Consider the following 19874-nt stretch of genomic DNA (forward strand, 5'->3'; position numbering starts at 1 on the left):
GGGTGGCAAGGTCGGGGTGGGAAAGGTGGCTCCACCGGGGGACGGATGGAACGTGGCGGAGTCGGTGCCTCGTCCCGTGGTCTGCCGGAACAGGGTGGTCGCTGACGTCTTTTGGGCCATGGCGCGCGCGGCAGGTTGTAATACGCGCATTGCGCCATGACGCCGTGACGGCAACATGACAGTCACGAGAAGGTCTCGTTACGTAGTCCCAGGTGGTACGGTGCAGCCGCTTTTCCGGCGCGATGGGGGATGTCGTGCGGGCGGCTACCCCGTCGCGCCCTGTCGCGTAATTGCGACAATGCGTGTGCCCGCAATGCGGTCGTGAAGGAACTGGCGGTCGTGGGAGAGGCGGGCGCTCGCGGCCCAGATCACGAACCAGAAGGCAACGAGCGCAAGCGTGTGCGGAACCGAAAGATTGAGTAGCGGATGCAGCACGAGTGGCGGCAGGAACCAGAGCCATGCGGCGAGGTAGCGCAGCGTCCCTCGCGCGATCGTGGGCGGCTTGCCGTCCGGGCCGACCACACGCAGGCGCCAGGTCTTCATCGGCAGCGTCTGCCCGCCCTTGTGCCAGAAGCCGACGAAGTATGCGCCAGCCACGAAGATGATCCAGACCGCCATCGCGTTGTGATGCGTGTAGCCATTGCGCTGCTGCAGGACGAGGCTGAACGCGAGCCCCGCGGCGAAGACGACGCCGAAAAGCAGCACGCTTTCGTAGACGAACGCGGCGAGGCGGCGGCGAATCGAAACGGGCGCAGGTTCAACCGGGAAGACGACGGCGGACGACAGGACGGCGGTTTGGGCGCTTTCGGACACGATGGCGTCAGTTCGGGGACGGGACGTCCAAAGCATAACCTCGAAAACGCGCGTGGCGAAACGACCGGAACGCCGCGGCGGGGTTAACGAGGGTGCGTGCGAGGGTGCCGCTCGCGCCTGGTGGCGGCTTCAGGAGCCCTTGAATGCCGCGGGTGCTTCGGCAGGCGAGACAGGGATTGGCGTGGCCGGCACGAAGCTGCCGGCGGCGGGAATGCCCGCCGCGAACGACGAAGCCACCGGCGGCTCGCTCGGCGCGCCAGGCGCTGCGGGCGCGAGACCCGAGCCCGTGCTGCTCGCGCCAGCTGCGCCCGATGCCCCGGTGACGCCCGCGGGCGCATGCGGCACGCCGCGGTGATCGCGCTCGTTGACGAGGCGCTCGATATCGCGAATCTCGCTCTTGTTGCCGCTGGGCGGGGCGCTCACGACGGTAGGACGGCGCTTGTGCTCGCTCGCGGCAAGGCGTTCTTTCTGCTCTTCGGGGAGTTGCTGGTAAGCCTTCCAGGCGCGCTGGCGCGCCTGCGCCGGCAGTTCCTTGGAAACCTGGTAGTTTTCGCGCGCGACGCGCCGTTGCTCCGGCGTCATGCCGACCCATTCCGCCATGCGCTCATGCAGGCGCTTCTGTGCTTCGGGTGACATCTTTGGATAACGTGCGGCGATCTTCAGCCATTTGCGCTTACGTTCGTCGCTGAAGCGGTCCCATTCAACGGCGAACGGCGCGAGCGCGACGTGCTGCGCGTCGCTGAGATGCGCCCACGCGAGCGGATCGGACTGGCCGGGCAACGGGGCGAACGCGGTCGTAATCGAATTATCGACCGAGGGCGCTTTCGCCTGCGCGGGCGCGCCAGCGGAGTTCTCGCCAGCGGAGTTCTCGCCGGTGGGCTCGGGGTGAAAGCGCGGGTAGGTCGCCACATACGACACGACTGCCGCGACCACACATCCAATGACAACGGCCAGGCCGCGCTTGTAACTCACCCCGTCAGTCTCCTGCTCAGATTTTCCTTAGTGCGCGCGCGTCAGATACGCGTTGAACCCGTGATCGAGGTAGGCCGTGAGCGGCAGGTCGTCGCTCAGCATGGCCGCGTCGATATCGGCGAGTTCAGCGGTGCGTTGCTGATCTTCGAAATACGCGATGGCAAAGAGGCCCGCCACGAGCGCCGCGAGCGGCCAGGCGAGCGCGAAGCGCGCGAGCGCCGAACGGCGCCGCGCGGGCAAGTGCCTGGGCGCGCCGGACAGGCTGCCCACACCGGCCGCGGCGAGCGCCGGTGCGCGCACGAGCACGACCTCGGCCTTTTTGTGGACGAGTGCGGTCTTGCGTGCGGCGGCGAGTCGGGCAGTGGTGCCAGCGGGCAGGTTGGCGGCGCTCTCGTCGAGCGCACGACGCATCTCCCGCACGAACTCTAGTTCTTTATTTTCAAGGGCGGAGCTCATAGCGTGATTCCTTTGGCCTTGAGCGCTAGAGCCAGCGTATGGGTGGCTCGTGAGCAGTGCGTTTTCACGCTGCCTTCGGAGCAGCCCATTGCGGCGGCAGTCTCGGCGACATCCATATCCTCCCAGTAACGCATCAGAAACGCCTCCCGTTGACGTGCCGGTAATTTCTGGATCTCGTCGTCGATCATCTGGAGCACCTGGGCGCGCTCGATCTGCTGCTCGCTGCTCTCCGCTCCAGCCGTTCCCTGCTGCGCCTCGAAGGTCTCGAGGGGGTCGAACTCCTCGTCGTCGGCGTTGCCGAGCGACGAAAACAGGCTCACCCACGTATTGCGTACTTTCTGCCGACGAAAATAGTCGTGCATCGTATTTTGCAAAATACGCTGAAAGAGCAGGGGGAGTTCTGCGGCCGGGCGGTCTCCGTATTTTTCCGCGAGCTTGATCATCGCGTCCTGCACGATGTCGAGCGAGGCGTCGTCGTCCCTTACGGCGTAGACCGTCTGCTTGAACGCGCGTCTTTCGACGCCCGCCAGAAAGTCGGCGAGTTCCTTGTCTGATGCCATCCGGTGCAGGGCGCCGCCGCCAGCGTACGCGTAATCGTTCGAAAAATGTCGTAAAACCCGCGGATCCTAGCAAATTTTCGCGCCGACAGGGTAGCGGGAAGGCGGTGAGAATGTTTCGCATCATGGATGCGCCCGCCCAGAGGCTTCCCTGCCGGCCCTTGGCCGCCGCCGCGAGGTGTGCGCGCTGCCGCAACGTTCGTGCCCGCCTTCTCAATAATTCCTTGACCGAAAGACATCGAGCCGCTATCTTCGACGGTTCGCAACATAAGTGACTTGTCTCAATTCGGATGTGGCCCAAGAAGCTCATCTGTCAACTGGACGCGCCGCTTGAACCCGAGCCACAAGCCCGGCAGAGAGCACCCGATCAATTTTTTGCCGAAAATTCGAAAGGTCAATGATGAATATGCCCAGCGCGGAATTCTCCACGTCGGTCCCCCCTTCGCAAGAATCTGACCCTCAAGCTCATACCTCCATCGGCGGAACCGTGCTGATGAAGGCGCTCGCAGACGAGCAGGTCGAATTCATCTGGGGCTATCCCGGCGGCTCGGTGCTCTACATTTACGACGAGCTGTACAAGCAGGACAAAATCCAGCACGTTCTCGTGCGCCACGAACAGGCAGCCGTGCATGCCGCCGACGCCTATGCGCGTTCGACCGGTAATGTCGGCGTGTGTCTCGTGACCTCGGGACCTGGCGTCACCAATGCGGTGACGGGCATCGCGACGGCCTACATGGATTCGATCCCGATGGTGATCATCAGCGGCCAGGTGCCTACCGCCGCGATTGGTCAAGACGCCTTCCAGGAGTGCGACACGGTCGGCATCACGCGCCCCTGCGTGAAGCACAACTTCCTCGTGAAGGACGTGCGCGACCTCGCTGCTACCGTCAAGAAAGCTTTCTACATTGCGCGCACCGGCCGTCCCGGCCCCGTGCTGATCGACATTCCGAAGGACGTGTCGAAAACGCCGTGCGCGTATGAACCGGTGAAGAACGTCGCGCTGCGCTCGTACAACCCGGTCACCAAAGGCCACTCGGGGCAGATCCGCAAGGCGGTGTCGCTGCTCCTCTCGGCCAAGCGTCCGTACATCTACACCGGCGGCGGCATCATCCTCGCGGATGCGTCGCGCGAACTGAATCAGTTCGCGGACCTGCTCGGCTACCCGGTTACGAACACGCTGATGGGTCTGGGCGGCTACCGCGCGAGCGACCGCAAGTTCCTCGGCATGCTCGGCATGCACGGCACCTACGAAGCCAACATGGCGATGCAGCACTGCGACGTGCTGATCGCGATCGGTGCGCGCTTCGACGACCGTGTGATCGGCGACCCCGCGCACTTCGCCTCGCGTCCGCGCAAGATCATTCACATCGACATCGACCCGTCGTCGATCAGCAAGCGCGTGAAGGTCGATATCCCCATCGTCGGCGACGTGAAGGAAGTGCTCAAGGAGCTCATCGAGCAGCTTCAGCACGCCGATCACGGCCCGGATACGGCCGCGCTCGCCGACTGGTGGAAGGACATCGAAGGCTGGCGCGAGAAGAACTGCCTGAAGTTCGACCGTTCGAGCGAGATCATCAAGCCGCAGTACGTGGTGGAGAAGGCGTGGGAGCTCACGGGCGGCAACGCCTTCGTGTGCTCGGACGTGGGCCAGCACCAGATGTGGGCCGCGCAGTTCTACCGCTTCAACCAGCCGCGCCGCTGGATCAACTCCGGCGGCCTCGGCACGATGGGCTTCGGCCTGCCGGCGGCAATGGGCGTGAAGATGGCGCACCCGGACGACGACGTGCTGTGCATCACGGGCGAAGGCTCGATCCAGATGTGTATTCAGGAGCTGTCGACCTGCAAGCAGTACGACACGCCCGTGAAGATTATTTCGCTGAATAACCGCTACCTCGGCATGGTCCGCCAGTGGCAGCAGATCGAATACAGCAAGCGCTATTCGCATTCCTATATGGATGCGCTGCCTGACTTCGTGAAGCTCGCCGAAGCGTATGGCCACGTCGGCATGCGGATCGAAAAGACGGCGGACGTCGAGCCGGCGCTCAAGGAAGCGCTGCGTTTGAAGGACCGCACGGTGTTCCTCGATTTCCAGACCGACCCTTCCGAAAACGTCTGGCCGATGGTACAGGCCGGCAAGGGCATCACTGAGATGCTGCTCGGCTCGGAAGACCTGTAACGGTATTTGCACGGCGCCGTTTCGACCTCGCGCGGCGCGCGTCCACACAACGGGCGCGCGGGTTCGCAGGGGAGGGCGGCAGTCACGCTCAACTGGATAAATCGCGGATCACATCATGAGACACATTATTTCCGTTTTGCTGGAAAACGAGCCGGGCGCGCTCTCGCGCGTGGTCGGCCTCTTCTCCGCACGCGGCTACAACATTGAAACCTTGACGGTGGCGCCGACCGAAGACCGTTCGCTGTCGCGCATGACCATCGTTTCCATTGGCTCGGACGACGTGATCGAACAGATCACGAAGCATCTGAACCGCCTGATCGAGGTGGTGAAAGTGGTCGACCTTACCGAGGGCGCCCACATCGAGCGCGAGCTGATGCTGATCAAGGTAAGGGCGGTCGGCAAGGAACGTGAGGAGATGAAGCGGATGGCGGATATTTTCCGTGGCCGCATCATCGACGTCACCGAAAAGACCTACACGATCGAACTGACGGGCGCGAGCGACAAGCTCGACGCGTTCATCGAAGCGATCGATGCGACCGCGATTCTCGAGACCGTCCGTACGGGCGGCTCGGGCATTGGGCGCGGAGAGCGCATTCTGAAGGTGTGACCCGACCACAGTCGATCTTGCACCGGAACCTGGCCGGATGCGCAAATAACGACGCATCCGGTGAAGCAAAAGCTAATAGCAGTACCGAAATTCACCAGACTCTCGCCAAGGAACCAACATGAAAGTTTTCTACGACAAGGACGCCGATCTCTCCCTCATCAAGGGCAAGCAGGTCACGATCATCGGTTACGGCTCGCAAGGCCACGCACACGCGCTGAACCTGAAGGACAGCGGCGTGAACGTCACGGTCGGTCTGCGCAAGAACGGCGCATCGTGGAGCAAGGCTGAGAACGCCGGCCTGCAGGTCAAGGAAGTGGCCGAAGCGGTGAAGAGCGCCGACGTGGTCATGATGCTCCTGCCCGACGAGCAGATCGCCGATGTCTACGCGAAGGAAGTCCACGCGAACATCAAGAACGGCGCAGCGCTCGCGTTTGCCCACGGCTTCAACGTGCACTACGGCCAGGTGATCCCGCGCGCGGATCTGGACGTCATCATGATCGCCCCGAAGGCGCCGGGCCACACGGTTCGCGGCACGTACTCGCAAGGCGGCGGCGTTCCCCACCTGATCGCTGTCCACCAGGACAAGTCGGGCGCAGCGCGTGACATCGCTCTGTCGTACGCAGCAGCGAACGGCGGCGGCCGTGCCGGCATCATCGAAACGAACTTCCGCGAAGAAACCGAAACCGACCTGTTCGGCGAACAAGCCGTGCTGTGCGGCGGTACGGTCGACCTGATCAAGGCTGGCTTCGAAACGCTGGTCGAAGCGGGCTACGCGCCGGAAATGGCTTACTTCGAGTGCCTGCACGAACTGAAGCTGATTGTCGACCTGATCTATGAAGGCGGCATCGCCAACATGAACTACTCGATCTCGAACAACGCCGAGTACGGCGAGTACGTGACGGGCCCGCGCGTCATCACGGCCGAGACGAAGAAGGTCATGAAGGAAGTCCTGAAGGACATCCAGACCGGCGAATACGCCAAGAGCTTCATCCTGGAAAACAAGGCCGGCGCACCGACGCTGCAATCGCGCCGTCGTCTCGGCGCCGAGCACCAGATCGAAGTGGTCGGTGCGAAGCTGCGCGCGATGATGCCGTGGATCGCCGCGAACAAGCTCGTCGACCAGTCGAAGAACTAATCTGACGGTATCAATCTGATTGCGCGTGCGGTTTTGTGCAGTCGCGCAGCAGTTTGATCTGAGTCAGACCTGAAAAAGCCGCCCAGGTGGGATGAACCCTGGGCGGCTTTTGCTATCCTACGGTTTTTAAAATAACAGCGAAGCCACCATGAATTACCCTCATCCGATCATCGCGCGCGAAGGCTGGCCGTTCATCGCCATTGCGGCCGTCGTGGCGCTCTTGATCCATGCGGTCGCAGGCTTCGGACTCGCATGGCCCTTCTGGCTGATCCTGATCTTCGTCGTCCAGTTTTTCCGCGATCCGCCGCGCCCGATCCCGAGCCAGGCCAACGCCGTACTGTGCCCGGCGGACGGCCGCGTCGTCGCCGTGGAAACCGCACACGATCCGTATGCAAACCGTGAAGCGCTCAAGATCAGCGTGTTCATGAACGTCTTCAACGTACACTCGCAACGTTCGCCCGTGGATGGCGCCGTCGCCAAGGTCGAGTACTTCCCGGGCGCGTACCTGAACGCCGCCATCGACAAGGCTTCGACCGAGAACGAGCGCAATGCCGTGGTCCTGACCATGGCCGACGGCACGACCGTCACCTCGGTTCAGATCGCGGGCCTCATCGCGCGCCGCATTCTCTGCTACGTGCGTGCCGGTGAGCCGCTTTCGCGTGGCCAGCGCTATGGCTTCATCCGTTTCGGTTCGCGTGTCGACGTCTACCTGCCTGTGGGCAGCCGCCCGCGTGTGGCGATTGGCGAGAAGGTGTCTGCCTCGTCGACGATCCTCGCCGAACTGCCGACCCAATCGGCATAAAGGAGGGCTGCGATGGCCGGATTCAAACAGCGTCGACCCCGTAACCCGGCCGGCGGCCCGCTGCCGCGGCCGTTTCGGCGCAACAAGGCCGTGCAGGAGCCCATGGGCGTCGCCGCGAACCGGCGCGCGGCGCGCCAGGAGTTCCTGAAGAAGCGCGGCATCTACCTGCTGCCCAACGCATTCACCACGGCGGCGCTCTTCTGCGGCTTCTTCGCGGTCGTGCAGGCCATGAACGTGCGCTTCGAGGTGGCGGCCATCGCCATTTTCGTGGCGATGGTGCTCGACGGCATGGACGGGCGCGTGGCGCGTATGACGCACTCGCAAAGCGCGTTCGGCGAGCAGTTCGACAGCCTCTCGGACATGGTGTCGTTCGGCGTGGCGCCCGCGCTCGTGATGTACGAGTGGGTGCTCAAGGATCTCGGGCGCTGGGGCTGGCTCGCGGCTTTCGTCTACTGTTCGGGCGCGGCGCTGCGTCTTGCGCGCTTCAACACGAACATCGGCGTGGTGGACAAGCGCTTCTTCCAGGGCCTGCCGAGCCCGGCCGCGGCCGCGCTCATTGCCGGCTTCGTCTGGCTCGCCACCGACAACCGTGTGCCCGTGAAGCTCTCGTGGCTGCCGTGGGTGGCCTTTGTGCTGACGATCTACGCGGGCGTGACGATGGTGTCCAACGCGCCGTTCTACAGTGGCAAGGCGCTCGACGTGCGCCATCGCGTGCCGTTCGCGGCCACGCTGCTCGTGGTGGTGGCGTTCGTGCTGGTGTCGTCCGATCCCCCGCTGATGCTGTTCGGCCTGTTCGTGCTCTACGGCCTTTCGGGCTATGTGTTCTGGGCGTACCAGGCCGTGCGCGGACGCTCGAACCCCGCGCGTTCGTCGCCGCGCGAGCGGTAGGCGCGGATGCGGGAATGCCGCAAAGAAGGCTGCGCGCGAGCGCGGCCCTTTTTCTTTTTGCGCGCGCCCGGGCTGGTCTCTTCCAATTGCGCTATCGGCGGAATCCGGCTATAGTCGGCGGCATGGACACCATCCAGTTCCCCCTCTTCTCCCTTCAAGCCGGCGCGCGACTAAGCACGCTAGCGGTAGCGCGCCTGCCGCGCTGATCTCGCTCGCCCTCCGTAAGCCTCGTTCATTGTCAGCGTCGCCATCGGTGGCGCGAACACTCAAAATCCGTTTTAGACACTGAACAAGTCCCCCTGGAGACCCGAAATGGCAGCAGACAAGCTCATCATCTTCGATACGACGTTGCGTGACGGCGAGCAGTCGCCCGGTGCGTCGATGACGAAGGAAGAGAAAATCCGCATCGCGAAGCAGCTCGAGCGCATGAAGGTCGACATCATCGAAGCGGGCTTCGCGGCCAGCTCGAACGGCGACTTCGACGCGATCCAGACGATCGCCGGCATGATCAAGGACAGCACGATCTGCTCGCTCGCCCGCGCGAACGACAAGGACATCCAGCGCGCCGCCGACGCGCTCAAGGTCGCCGACCACTTCCGCATTCACACGTTCATCGCCACCTCGGCGCTGCACATGGAGAAGAAACTGCGCATGTCGCCCGAGCAGGTGCTCGAGCAGGCGAAGCTCGCGGTGCGTTTCGCGCGCAAGTTCACGAACGACGTGGAGTTCTCGCCCGAAGACGGCAGCCGCTCGGACATGGACTTCCTGTGCCGCGTGCTCGAAGCCGTGATCAACGAGGGCGCGACCACGATCAATATCGCCGATACGGTCGGCTACGGCATTCCCGAGCTGTACGGCAACCTCGTGAAGACGCTGCGCGAGCGCATTCCGAACTCGGACAAGGCCGTGTTCTCGGTGCACTGCCACAACGACCTCGGCATGGCCGTGGCGAACTCGCTGGCCGGCGTGCAGATCGGCGGCGCGCGCCAGGTGGAGTGCACGATCAACGGTCTCGGCGAGCGCGCGGGCAACACGTCGCTCGAAGAAATCGTGATGGCCGTGAAGACCCGCAAGGACTACTTCGGCCTCGATCTCGGCATCGACACCACGCAGATCGTGCCGGCTTCGAAGCTCGTTTCGCAGATCACCGGTTTCGTGGTGCAGCCGAACAAGGCCGTGGTCGGTGCGAACGCCTTCGCGCACGCCTCGGGCATTCACCAGGACGGTGTGCTCAAGGCGCGCGACACCTACGAAATCATGCGCGCGGAAGACGTGGGCTGGAGCGCGAACAAGATCGTGCTCGGCAAGCTCTCGGGCCGCAACGCGTTCAAGCAGCGCCTGCAGGAACTGGGCATTCAGCTCGACAGCGAAGCCGAACTGAACAACGCGTTCGCGCGCTTCAAGGAACTGGCCGATCGCAAGGCCGAAATCTTCGACGAAGACATCATCGCGATCGTCACGGAAGAGTCCGCGCAGGCGCAGGATCGGGAGCACTTCAAATTCATCTCGCTCGCGCAGCACTCGGAGACGGGTGAGCGTCCGCACGCACGCGTCGTGTTCTCGGCCGACGGCAAGGAAGTGACCGGCGAAGCCGCGGGTAACGGCCCGGTGGACGCCACGCTCAATGCCATCGAAACCGAAGTGGGCAGCGGCTCCGAGCTTTTGCTGTACTCGGTGAACGCGATCACGACGGGCACCCAGGCGCAGGGCGAAGTGACGGTGCGTCTCTCGAAGGCCGGCCGCATCGTTAATGGCGTGGGCACCGATCCGGATATCGTTGCCGCTTCGGCGAAGGCGTATATCTCGGCGCTCAACAAGCTCTACTCGGGCGACAAGGTCAATCCGCAGCGCTCCGAAGCGGTGTAAGCGGTGGCGAGGCGTCTTGCCTCGCATCGCCAGCAATGAAAAACCCCCGGGGCTCGCGAGAGCGCGGGGGTTTTGTTTTGCCGAGCCGCGATTCGAACAATCAGAACAGGCTGCGGCGATCCGGATCGTGCAGCGGATCGGGCGTCTTCTGCGTGAGCCGCAGAATGCCCTGGTCGTCGAAGTAGAAGCTGTAGAGCATGTACCAGACGTTGTCTTCGAGGTAACGGTAGGTCCACACTTCCTTCTTCATCAGCGGGAAGTAGGAGGTTTCGACCGGGCGGCCGAAGTTCACGAGCACGTCGGTGCGCGTCCATTTGCCGATTTCCGCGCGATAGAACTCGTTGGGCTGCAGCACCTGGCGCACGTTCACGACCCGGGCGCTGGCGTCGATGTCGGCGGCGGTGGTGGTTTCGCCCATCGGCTGGGTTGGCCACATCAGGCGCTTGCCGCCGTCGGGCAGGTCGTAGGTTTCAGCCGGCGGCCCGAAGCGGGCGATCACGGCCTGCGCGTCGTCGCCCGCATGGAATTGCTGCCACGGCTGTGCGCAGCCGGCGAGCGCGAGTGCGCCTACGCCCGCGAGGAGCCCGAGACGCAAGCGGCGCGAGGCGCGGCGCACAGGCGTTGCGAGCGAGGTTGATAGGCGCGTGAACATGATGTCCCCCGATGGCAAGGTTTCAATGACCGCCGTGAATGTGGAACCCTTATTTTGACACGGCGCGAGAGGCTCGCGGGGCCGGCCTGTCCGCGCACCCGACGGATCGCGGCCTTGCCGTCGCCCCGACTCGCGGCCTATGATCCGCGCTTCGAATGACAATCCGGCTGGCATCAAACAATGAGAGAAAAGCGCATAACGGCACGCATGGCGCGTGCGGCGGCGATCATGGTCGCCATGGTGGCGCTGGCGGCAGGGCTCGCGGCCGTAACCGGCGCACAGGCGGATGAGGCGCCGACCGGCAAGCCGATCCAGCTCGCGCTCATCGAGGGTATGTCCGGTCCGTTCGCGGACGCGGGCGCGGCCGTCGAGCGCAACCTGCGCTTCGGCGTGGAGCGGGTCAATGCGAGCGGCGGCGTCGTGCTGCATGACGGGCGGCATCCGCTCGAACTGGTCACGCTCGACAGCAAGGGCAGCCCCGAGGCGGCGCTCGTGCAGTTGCGCATGGCGCAGGACCGCCACATCGGCTATGTGATGCAGGGCAACAGTTCGGCGGTGGCGGCGGCGCTCGTGACGGCGATCGATCGTCAAGCCGCGCGCAATCCGGAGAACCGCGAAGTCTTCCTCAACTATTCCGCCGACGACCCCGCGCTCACCAACGCGAATTGCAGCTTCTGGCATTTCCGCTTCGACGCGCACGCGGGCATGCGCATGGACGCGCTCGCGGACGTGATCGCGGGGGACAAGTCGGTGAAGAAGGTATATCTGCTCAACCAGGACTACAGCTTCGGCCACGACGTGAGCACGCTCGCACGCGCGGCGCTGGCGAAGGACCGCCCGGACATCGCCATCGTCGGCGACGAGTTCCACCCCATCGGCCGCGTGAAGGACTTCGCGCCTTACGTCGCCAAGATTCGCGCCGCGGGCGCCGACGCCGTCATCACCGGTAACTGGGGCAGCGACCTCACGCTGCTCGTGAAGGCCGCGCGCGAGCAGGGCCTCGACACGAAGTTCTACACCTTCTACGGCAACAGCCTGGGCGCGCCGGCGGCGCTGGGCGACGCGGGCGTGAAGCGCGTGATTGCGGTCGCCGACTGGCACCCGAACGTGGGCGGCGCGGCCTCCGACGCGTGGTACAAGGCCTTCCGCACGCGCTATCCGGCGGCTAAGGACGACTACCCGGTGCTGCGCATGTCGATGATGGTGGAGATGCTCGCGCAAGCCATGGCGAAGGCGGGCACGGCCGACCCTGGGGCGGTCGCGAAGGCACTGGAGGGCATGCGATTCGATAATGGCTTCCACGCCATGTGGATGCGCGCCGACGACCACCAGGTGATCCAGCCCCTTTATGTCATGGAGATGGACAAGCAGGGCACGCCCGGTGTGCGCTACGACAACGAGGGTTCCGGCTACGGCTTTCGCACCGTGCTGGCGCTGCCCGCGGAGCGCACCGTGCCCGCCACTGCCTGCCAGATGACACGGCCTTGACGGCGTCCCTTACAAGCGGTTTCGCGGCAAATCGGGGCTGTGCTACAATACGCCCCTTGTCGCGAGCCTGCGGCAAGACAATTACGCAGTGAGAACCAAGCCACGGCACGGCCTTTCTTCCGTGACCGCTCGTTTGTTTTAAAGGAAAAGCAAAATGTCCGTAGCAGATATCAAGAAGTCCGACGTCGTCGCGCAATTTGCGCGCGGCACCAATGACACGGGTTCGCCCGAAGTTCAGGTTGCGCTCCTGACGTCGCGTATCAATGAACTGACCTCGCACTTCAAGTCGCACGCGAAGGATCACCACAGCCGCCGCGGTCTGCTGCGCATGGTGAGCCGCCGCCGCAAGCTGCTCGACTACCTGAAGGGCAAGGACGCTGACCGTTACCGCGCGCTGATCGAAAAGCTGGGTCTGCGTAAGTAATCGGAAGGTCTTCCACAAAGATGCCTGTGTCAGTTCCGCTGATGCAGGCATTTTGTTTTTGAACGGTGCGCATCATGCTGCTTTTCAGGCCGCTTCGATGCGATGAACACCGTCCGTAACACAAGGCAACATCACGTAGCACCAGCAGTACAAGCAGCAGGGCCGGGCCTCGGTGGCAGAGCTTTGTGTCATTCCAGCAGATCGTACGCGGCGATGCGTCACAGCCGCATTGCAACCGTTTTGCAACCTCGCGATCCGCTGGAATGGCATAACACTCCTCTTCCTGCGCGGTGTCGGAGCCTGTCTTGCCGCATCGTCCGCGTGTGCGGGCGGCGCATAACAAATGAGTAAGGAGTGAGTGACCATGACCATGTTCAATAAAGTCGTGAAGGAATTCAAATGGGGCCAGCACAACGTGCGCCTCGAAACGGGTGAGATCGCCCGTCAGGCGAGCGGTGCTGTCATCGTCGATGTCGAAGACACCGTCGTGCTCGCGACCGTCGTCGGCGCGAAGACCGCCAAGCCGGGTCAGGACTTCTTCCCGCTCACCGTCGACTACATCGAAAAGACCTATTCGGCCGGCAAGATCCCGGGCGGCTTCTTCCGCCGCGAAGGCCGTCCGTCGGAAGGCGAGACGCTCATCTCGCGCCTGATCGACCGTCCGCTGCGCCCGCTTTTCCCGGAAGGCTATTACAACGAAGTTCAGGTCGTGATCCACGTCCTGTCGATCAACCCGGAAGTCCCGGCTGACATCCCCGCGCTGATTGGCGCGTCGGCTGCGCTGGCGATCTCGGGTCTGCCGTTCAACGGTCCGGTGGGCGCCGCACGCGTGGCGTACATCAACAACGAGTACGTGCTCAACCCCACGCGCGCCCAGATCAAGGAATCGAGCCTCGACCTCGTCGTGGCCGGTACCGAGCGCGCTGTGCTGATGGTGGAATCGGAAGCCGACCAGCTGCCGGAAGACGTGATGCTCGGCGCGGTCGTGTTCGGCCACGAGCAAATGCAAACGGCTATCGACGCGATCCACGAGCTGGTGCGTGACGGCGGCAAGCCCGAATGGGACTGGACGCCTGCGCCGAAGGACGAAGCGCTCATCGCGCGCGTCACGGCCATCGCCAACGACAACCTGCTTGCCGCGTACCAGCTGCGCGACAAGCAACAGCGCTCGACCAAGCTGAAGGAAGTCTACGCAGCGACGTCGGCGAAGCTCGAAGAAGAAGCGGCTGCGGCCGGCACGACGGCGGCCGACAAGGCCACGGTCGGCAACATCGTGTTCGACCTCGAAGCGAAGATCGTCCGTTCGCAGATCCTGAACGGCGAGCCGCGTATCGACGGCCGTGACACGCGCACGGTTCGCCCGATCGAGATCCGCACGGGCGTGCTGCCGCGCACCCACGGTTCGGCGCTCTTCACGCGCGGCGAAACGCAGGCGCTGGTCGTCGCGACGCTCGGCACCAAGGGCGACGAGCAGATCATCGACGCGCTCGAAGGCGAGTACCGCGACCGCTTCATGCTCCACTACAACATGCCTCCGTTCGCGACCGGCGAAACGGGCCGTGTTGGCTCGCCGAAGCGCCGTGAAATCGGCCACGGCCGTCTCGCCAAGCGTGCGCTCGTCGCGTGCCTGCCGAGCGCCGAAGAGTTCGGCTACTCGATCCGCGTGGTCTCGGAAATCACCGAGTCGAACGGTTCCTCGTCGATGGCTTCGGTGTGCGGCGGCTGCCTCGCGCTGATGGACGCCGGCGTGCCGATGAAGGCGCACGTGGCCGGTATCGCCATGGGCCTGATCCTCGAAGGCAACAAGTTCGCCGTGCTGACCGACATCCTCGGCGACGAAGATCACCTCGGCGACATGGACTTCAAGGTGGCCGGTACGGAAGCTGGCGTGACCGCGCTTCAGATGGACATCAAGATCCAGGGCATCACCAAGGAAATCATGCAGGTCGCACTCGCGCAAGCGAAGGAAGGCCGCATGCACATCCTCGGCAAGATGACCTCGGCTGTCTCGGGCGTGAACACCGAGCTGTCGGCGTACGCTCCGCGCATGATCACCATCAAGATCAATCCGGAAAAGATCCGCGACGTGATCGGCAAGGGCGGTTCGGTGATCCGCGCGCTGACGGAAGAAACCGGCACGACCATCGACATTTCGGATGACGGCGTCGTGACCATCGCCTCGACCTCGAGCGAAGGCATGGCCGAAGCGAAGAAGCGCATCGAGAACATCACGGCCGAAATCGAAGTGGGCCAGGTGTACGAAGGCGCGGTCCTCAAGCTGCTGGACTTCGGCGCGATCGTGAACCTGCTGCCGGGCAAGGATGGTCTGCTGCACATCTCCGAGATCGCCAACGAGCGCATCAAGGATATCAACGACTATCTGAAGGAAGGCCAGATCGTGAAGGTCAAGGTTATCCAGACGGACGAGAAGGGCCGCGTGCGTCTGTCCGCCAAGGCGCTGCTCAACGAGCAAGCGAATGGCGGCGCACCGCAAGGCGAGCCGCAGCAGTAAAGCGGTAAGCTCCAACGGCCGGCAGCGTGCGGAACGCGCCGGCCGTTTTTTTATGACAATGAGGGTGAATGGCAGTGCGCACGCATCAATCATGTCGCGTGCGCAGCGCCATCCAGACGGGGCGCCCAGACCGGGGCGCGAAGCTCCAAGGAGACGCGAGATGAAGGCAGTCGAGATTACGGAATTCGGTGCGCCGGACGTGCTCAAGCTGGCCGAACGGCCAACCCCCGAGCCGAAGGCTGGTGAAGTGCTGATCAAGGTGAGCGCCTCGGGCGTGAACCGCCCCGACGTGTTCCAGCGCAAGGGCTCGTATGCGCCGCCGCCGGGTATTTCCGATCTGCCGGGGCTCGAGGTGGCGGGCGAGATCGTTGGAGGCTCGATCGATGAGAAGAACAATCCGTTCGGCCTGAAGATTGGCGATCGCGTGTGCGCGCTGATCGCGGGCGGCGGTTACGCCGAATACGCGGTCGCGCCGCTCGGGCAATGCCTGCCGGTGCCGAAGGGGCTCACGGATGTCGAGGCGGCCTCGCTGCCCGAAACGTTCTTCACGGTCTGGAGCAACGTATTCCAGCGCGCCTACCTCGGCCAGGGCGAGGGCGGCGAGAACGAGACTCTGCTCGTGCAGGGCGGCTCGAGCGGCATCGGCGTGACGGCGATCCAGATCGCGCATGCCCTTGGCTTTCGCGTGTTCGCAACCGCGGGCTCGGACGACAAGTGCCACGCCTGTGAAGCGCTCGGCGCCGACCGCGCCATCAACTACCGCACCAGCGATTTCGTGGAGGTCGTGAAGGCGCTCACGAACGACCGCGGCGTGGACGTGATCCTCGACATGGTGGCCGGCGGCTATGTGGCGCGCGAGCTTTCCGCGCTTGCGACCGGTGGCCGCATCGTACTCATCGCGACGCTCGGCGGCTCCAAGGCCGAACTCAACATGGGTGAGATCCTGCGCCGCCGGCTCACAGTGACCGGTTCGACGCTGCGTGCGCGGTCCGTGGAGTTCAAGGCCCAGATCGCTCAGGAACTCAAGGCGAAGGTCTGGCCCCTCATCGAAGAGGGTCGCATCAAACCCGTCGTGTTCCGCGTATTTCCCGCCGCGCAGGCCGCCGAGGCCCATGCGTTAATGGAAAGCAGCGAGCATATCGGCAAGATTATGCTCGACTGGAGCAGCGCGGCCTGACGGCACATCGGCGCGAGCCACCCGCTCGTGCTTGATTTTTCGGGTTTTTTTCGCGTATTTTTTTGTGCATCGCGGGCGGGGCGGTTTGACCCACCTGGATTTCACGCAGTAAAATCATGTGTTTTGCGTCCGCTTTTAACAGCAACCGGAACAATGACGAAACAACGATCGAAGCTCGTAGTCGGTAACTGGAAGATGCATGGCCGCCTCGCGGTCAATGCGGCACTGCTAGAAGGCGTTGCGCGCGGTGCGCAGGCGCTCCCCCAGGACGTGCACGTTGGTGTGTGCGTGCCGTTCCCGTATCTCGCGCAGGCGCAGGCGCTGCTCGGCGGCAGCCGGGTTCAGTGGGGCGCGCAGGACATTTCGGCGCACGAGCAGGGTGCCTATACGGGCGAAGTCGCGGCAGGCATGGTTGCCGACTTCGAATCCACTATTGCGATCGTTGGTCACTCGGAGCGTCGCGCGTACCACGGCGAGAGTTCCGAATTCGTCGCCGTGAAAGCGCAGCGCGCGCTTGCGGCGGGCCTCACGCCTATCGTCTGCGTGGGTGAGACGCTCGAAGAACGCGAGTCAGGCGCGACCGAGCGCGTGGTTGGCGCACAGATCGATGCCGTGCTGGCCGTGCTGTCGGTCGAAGAGGCGGCGCGTATCGTTGTCGCTTACGAGCCGGTTTGGGCGATCGGCACCGGCAAGAGCGCGAGCTCGGACCAGGCTCAACAGGTGCATGCGTTCCTGCGTGCGCGCCTCGCTGCCAAGGGCGCGCAAGCGGCGGACGTGCCGCTGCTCTACGGCGGCAGCGTGAAGCCGGAAAATGCGGCGGAGCTCTTCCGTCAGGCCGACATCGACGGCGGCCTGATCGGCGGTGCGTCGCTGAAAGAGGGTGATTTCCTCGCGATCTGCGTGGCCGCCGCGGCGGGCGCCAGCGTCGCGAGCTAAAGGCTTGCGCACGAAGCATTCGAAATAAAACGCGTCGTGCGGGCTGCTTATGCGTCTGCTCCGGGAGGGGCGGACGTTCAACCAGGACTCAGGTGAGTGTGATGCTGTATTTGAAAACGTTGATTATCGTCGTCCAGCTTCTGTCGGCGCTCGGGGTGATTGGCCTCGTCTTGCTGCAGCACGGAAAAGGCGCGGATATGGGCGCTGCTTTCGGCAGCGGCGCATCGGGCAGCCTGTTCGGCGCGAGTGGCTCCGCGAACTTCCTTTCGCGTACTACCGCAGTTCTCGCAACGGTGTTTTTCTGCTCCACCCTTGCGTTAACTTACCTGGGGTCGTATCATGCGAAGCCTTCGGCGGGCGTGCTTGGCGCTTCGGTTCCAGCCCCAGTCGTAGCCTCGTCGCCGGCTGCTTCGGCGCCGGTTGCATCTGCTCCTGGCGCATCCGCTCCGGCGGCGGCTTCGCCGGCTGCAGCAGGCTCGCAACCCGGCAACGACGTTCCGAAATAAGTTTGAGAAACTTGTTTTGTGCGTTGAACAAAGAACGGAAACAAGTTACAATCTAAGTCTTGAAGCGATTCGCGGGTTGCAAGATTTTGTTGTCCCGGATTGCATGTAGTGCCGACGTGGTGAAATTGGTAGACACGCTATCTTGAGGGGGTAGTGGCGAAAGCTGTGCGAGTTCGAGTCTCGCCGTCGGCACCAATGTTATCTAAAAATGCCAGCCGCTTGCTTCAGCTTCGGCTGGCATTTTTGCTTCTTACGTCGTGTTCGTCTTCTGTTCGCAGCGCGAAGTACGTGAAGTGATTCCCGCGGAGCGATGCAAGTTCCAGCGGAACCTCAGAACCAACCGATATAGAGGATAACCTTGAACCTCGCTGCCTATTTCCCCGTCCTTCTGTTCCTCCTCGTGGGTGTCGGTCTGGGCATAGCGCTAGTGACAATCGGCAAGGTCCTCGGTCCCAACCGGCCAGACAGCGAAAAAAATTCGCCGTACGAGTGTGGCTTCGAAGCGTTCGAAGACGCCCGAATGAAGTTCGACGTACGCTACTACCTGGTCGCCATCCTTTTCATCATCTTCGACCTCGAAACGGCGTTCCTGTTTCCGTGGGGCGTGGCCCTGCGCGACATCGGCTGGCCGGGCTTCCTGTCGATGATGCTGTTTCTGCTCGAATTCCTGCTGGGCTTTGCCTACATCTGGAAGAAGGGTGGTCTCGACTGGGAATAATGGGTTAATCGCCGGATTGCATGGGCGGCACTGCGGGGAAACTGTGGGCTGTCCGTCTGGAGTGGAAAGCACATGAGTATCGAAGGGGTCTTGAAGGAAGGGTTTGTCACCACCACGGCTGACAAGCTGATCAACTGGACGCGCACTGGCTCGCTGTGGCCGATGACGTTCGGTCTGGCGTGTTGCGCGGTCGAGATGATGCACGCGGGTGCGGCCCGTTATGACCTTGACCGTTTCGGCGTGGTGTTCCGTCCGAGCCCGCGTCAGTCGGACGTCATGATCGTCGCCGGCACGCTCTGCAACAAGATGGCGCCCGCGCTGCGCAAGGTCTACGACCAGATGGCCGAGCCGCGCTGGGTCATTTCGATGGGGTCGTGCGCCAACGGTGGCGGCTACTACCACTATTCGTATTCGGTCGTGCGCGGTTGTGATCGCATCGTGCCGGTCGACGTCTATGTGCCGGGATGCCCGCCGACAGCGGAAGCCCTGGTCTACGGGGTGATCCAGTTGCAGGCGAAGATTCGCCGCACCAGCACCATCGCCCGTCAATAAAGGCCGCGTGCCTCCCCATAATATGGCAAGCAAACTCGAGACCCTGAAAGCGAACCTCGAAGCGGCCCTCGGCGCGCGCATCGTCAGCCTCACCGAGGCGCTCGGCGAGCTGACGCTGTTCGTCAAGGCGAGTGAGTCCCTCGCAGTGGCCAAGGAGCTGCGCGACAATCCCTCGCTGCGCTTCGAACAACTGGTCGACCTGTGCGGCGTCGACTATCAGACCTTCGGTGACGGCGCGTGGGAAGGCGCGCGCTTTGCCGCGGTGTCGCATCTGCTCTCCCTCGCGAACAACTGGCGCGTGCGTCTGCGCGTGTTCGCGCCGGACGATGAAGTGCCTATCGTGCCCTCGCTCGTCGAGATCTGGAATTCGGCCAACTGGTACGAGCGCGAGGCGTTCGACCTGTATGGCATCGTCTTCGAAGGCCACCCCGACCTGCGCCGCATCCTGACCGACTACGGTTTCATCGGCCACCCGTTCCGCAAGGACTTCCCGGTTTCGGGCTATGTCGAAATGCGCTACGACCCGGAGCAGAAGCGCGTGGTCTACCAGCCCGTCACGATCGAGCCGCGCGAGATCACGCCGCGTGTGATCCGCGAAGATCGCTACGGCGGTCTGAAGAAACACTAAGAGGGTCGC

20 protein-coding genes and 1 tRNA gene are annotated in these 19874 nt (G+C 63.5%); 16 read left to right on the forward strand and 5 right to left on the reverse strand.

Annotation, left to right across the window (positions count from 1 at the left end):
- Window positions 1-264 precede the first annotated feature (264 nt).
- From M3I54_RS32345 to M3I54_RS32360, 4 genes are all read right to left on the reverse strand, one after another.
- Window positions 265-786 carry an RDD family protein gene (locus M3I54_RS32345; RefSeq protein WP_375542254.1) on the reverse strand — a complete coding sequence of 174 codons (522 nt, stop codon included), beginning with the start codon at window positions 784-786 and terminating at the stop codon, window positions 265-267.
- 156 nt (window positions 787-942) lie between these two features.
- The gene (locus M3I54_RS32350) at window positions 943-1785 is read right to left on the reverse strand and encodes a DUF3106 domain-containing protein (protein ID WP_254343180.1); all 843 of its coding nucleotides are present in this window, start codon (window positions 1783-1785) and stop codon (window positions 943-945) included.
- 27 nt (window positions 1786-1812) lie between these two features.
- Window positions 1813-2241 (reverse strand): DUF3619 family protein, encoded by a 429-nt coding sequence (locus tag M3I54_RS32355; protein WP_254343181.1) that lies wholly within the window; start codon window positions 2239-2241, stop codon window positions 1813-1815.
- A complete protein-coding gene (locus M3I54_RS32360; RefSeq protein ID WP_254343182.1) occupies window positions 2238-2801 on the reverse strand; it encodes an RNA polymerase sigma factor in 564 nt (187 codons plus the stop codon). The genes M3I54_RS32355 and M3I54_RS32360 overlap by 4 nt, the downstream gene beginning before the upstream one ends.
- 397 nt (window positions 2802-3198) lie before the next feature.
- Between M3I54_RS32360 and M3I54_RS32365 the strand changes: the two genes are divergently transcribed.
- From M3I54_RS32365 to M3I54_RS32390, 6 genes are all read left to right on the forward strand, one after another.
- Window positions 3199-4974: an acetolactate synthase 3 catalytic subunit gene (locus tag M3I54_RS32365; protein ID WP_254343251.1), complete on the forward strand. Its 1776-nt coding sequence runs from the start codon at window positions 3199-3201 to the stop codon at window positions 4972-4974.
- Between the two features lie 115 nt (window positions 4975-5089).
- Window positions 5090-5581, forward strand: coding sequence for an acetolactate synthase small subunit (ilvN, locus tag M3I54_RS32370; protein ID WP_027795483.1), 492 nt, complete (start codon window positions 5090-5092; stop codon window positions 5579-5581).
- 118 nt (window positions 5582-5699) lie between these two features.
- Window positions 5700-6716, forward strand: a complete 1017-nt coding sequence (gene ilvC / locus M3I54_RS32375) for a ketol-acid reductoisomerase (RefSeq protein ID WP_254343183.1) — start codon at window positions 5700-5702, stop codon at window positions 6714-6716.
- Window positions 6717-6864: 148 nt separating this feature from the next.
- Window positions 6865-7518, forward strand: a complete 654-nt coding sequence (locus tag M3I54_RS32380; RefSeq protein WP_254343184.1) for a phosphatidylserine decarboxylase — start codon at window positions 6865-6867, stop codon at window positions 7516-7518.
- A gap of 12 nt (window positions 7519-7530) precedes the next feature.
- Window positions 7531-8406 carry a CDP-diacylglycerol--serine O-phosphatidyltransferase gene (pssA, locus tag M3I54_RS32385; RefSeq protein WP_028205687.1) on the forward strand — a complete coding sequence of 292 codons (876 nt, stop codon included), beginning with the start codon at window positions 7531-7533 and terminating at the stop codon, window positions 8404-8406.
- Window positions 8407-8718: 312 nt separating this feature from the next.
- Window positions 8719-10272, forward strand: a complete 1554-nt coding sequence (locus M3I54_RS32390) for a 2-isopropylmalate synthase (protein ID WP_254343186.1) — start codon at window positions 8719-8721, stop codon at window positions 10270-10272.
- Between the two features lie 100 nt (window positions 10273-10372).
- Here the strand turns inward: M3I54_RS32390 and M3I54_RS32395 are convergent, their stop codons facing one another.
- Complete coding sequence (locus M3I54_RS32395) at window positions 10373-10924, reverse strand: hypothetical protein (RefSeq protein WP_254343188.1); 552 nt, start codon at window positions 10922-10924, stop codon at window positions 10373-10375.
- A gap of 237 nt (window positions 10925-11161) precedes the next feature.
- Between M3I54_RS32395 and M3I54_RS32400 the strand changes: the two genes are divergently transcribed.
- The 10 genes from M3I54_RS32400 to M3I54_RS32445 all read left to right on the forward strand — a co-directional run bounded on the left by M3I54_RS32400 (window position 11162) and on the right by M3I54_RS32445 (window position 19865).
- The gene (locus tag M3I54_RS32400) at window positions 11162-12412 is read left to right on the forward strand and encodes a branched-chain amino acid ABC transporter substrate-binding protein (protein ID WP_254343253.1); all 1251 of its coding nucleotides are present in this window, start codon (window positions 11162-11164) and stop codon (window positions 12410-12412) included.
- A gap of 154 nt (window positions 12413-12566) precedes the next feature.
- Window positions 12567-12836 (forward strand): 30S ribosomal protein S15, encoded by a 270-nt coding sequence (gene rpsO, locus M3I54_RS32405; protein WP_042271770.1) that lies wholly within the window; start codon window positions 12567-12569, stop codon window positions 12834-12836.
- A 364-nt stretch (window positions 12837-13200) separates the two neighbouring features.
- Entirely contained in the window at window positions 13201-15348 is a 2148-nt protein-coding gene (gene pnp, locus M3I54_RS32410) for a polyribonucleotide nucleotidyltransferase (protein WP_254343190.1), read from the forward strand.
- 160 nt (window positions 15349-15508) lie between these two features.
- Window positions 15509-16525: an NAD(P)H-quinone oxidoreductase gene (locus tag M3I54_RS32415; protein ID WP_254343192.1), complete on the forward strand. Its 1017-nt coding sequence runs from the start codon at window positions 15509-15511 to the stop codon at window positions 16523-16525.
- Between the two features lie 153 nt (window positions 16526-16678).
- A complete protein-coding gene (tpiA, locus tag M3I54_RS32420; protein WP_254343194.1) occupies window positions 16679-17461 on the forward strand; it encodes a triose-phosphate isomerase in 783 nt (260 codons plus the stop codon).
- Between the two features lie 101 nt (window positions 17462-17562).
- Window positions 17563-17967: a preprotein translocase subunit SecG gene (gene secG / locus M3I54_RS32425; RefSeq protein WP_254343196.1), complete on the forward strand. Its 405-nt coding sequence runs from the start codon at window positions 17563-17565 to the stop codon at window positions 17965-17967.
- Window positions 17968-18077: 110 nt separating this feature from the next.
- Window positions 18078-18162, forward strand: a tRNA-Leu gene (locus tag M3I54_RS32430).
- Window positions 18163-18325: 163 nt separating this feature from the next.
- Window positions 18326-18685: an NADH-quinone oxidoreductase subunit A gene (locus tag M3I54_RS32435; protein ID WP_028205678.1), complete on the forward strand. Its 360-nt coding sequence runs from the start codon at window positions 18326-18328 to the stop codon at window positions 18683-18685.
- 72 nt (window positions 18686-18757) lie between these two features.
- The gene (locus M3I54_RS32440) at window positions 18758-19237 is read left to right on the forward strand and encodes an NADH-quinone oxidoreductase subunit B family protein (protein WP_027819582.1); all 480 of its coding nucleotides are present in this window, start codon (window positions 18758-18760) and stop codon (window positions 19235-19237) included.
- A 22-nt stretch (window positions 19238-19259) separates the two neighbouring features.
- Window positions 19260-19865, forward strand: coding sequence for an NADH-quinone oxidoreductase subunit C (locus M3I54_RS32445; RefSeq protein WP_254343198.1), 606 nt, complete (start codon window positions 19260-19262; stop codon window positions 19863-19865).
- Window positions 19866-19874: the final 9 nt, after the last annotated feature.

The sequence above is a fragment of the Paraburkholderia sp. CNPSo 3274 genome, assembly GCF_024206475.1.
Lineage (GTDB): Bacteria > Pseudomonadota > Gammaproteobacteria > Burkholderiales > Burkholderiaceae > Paraburkholderia.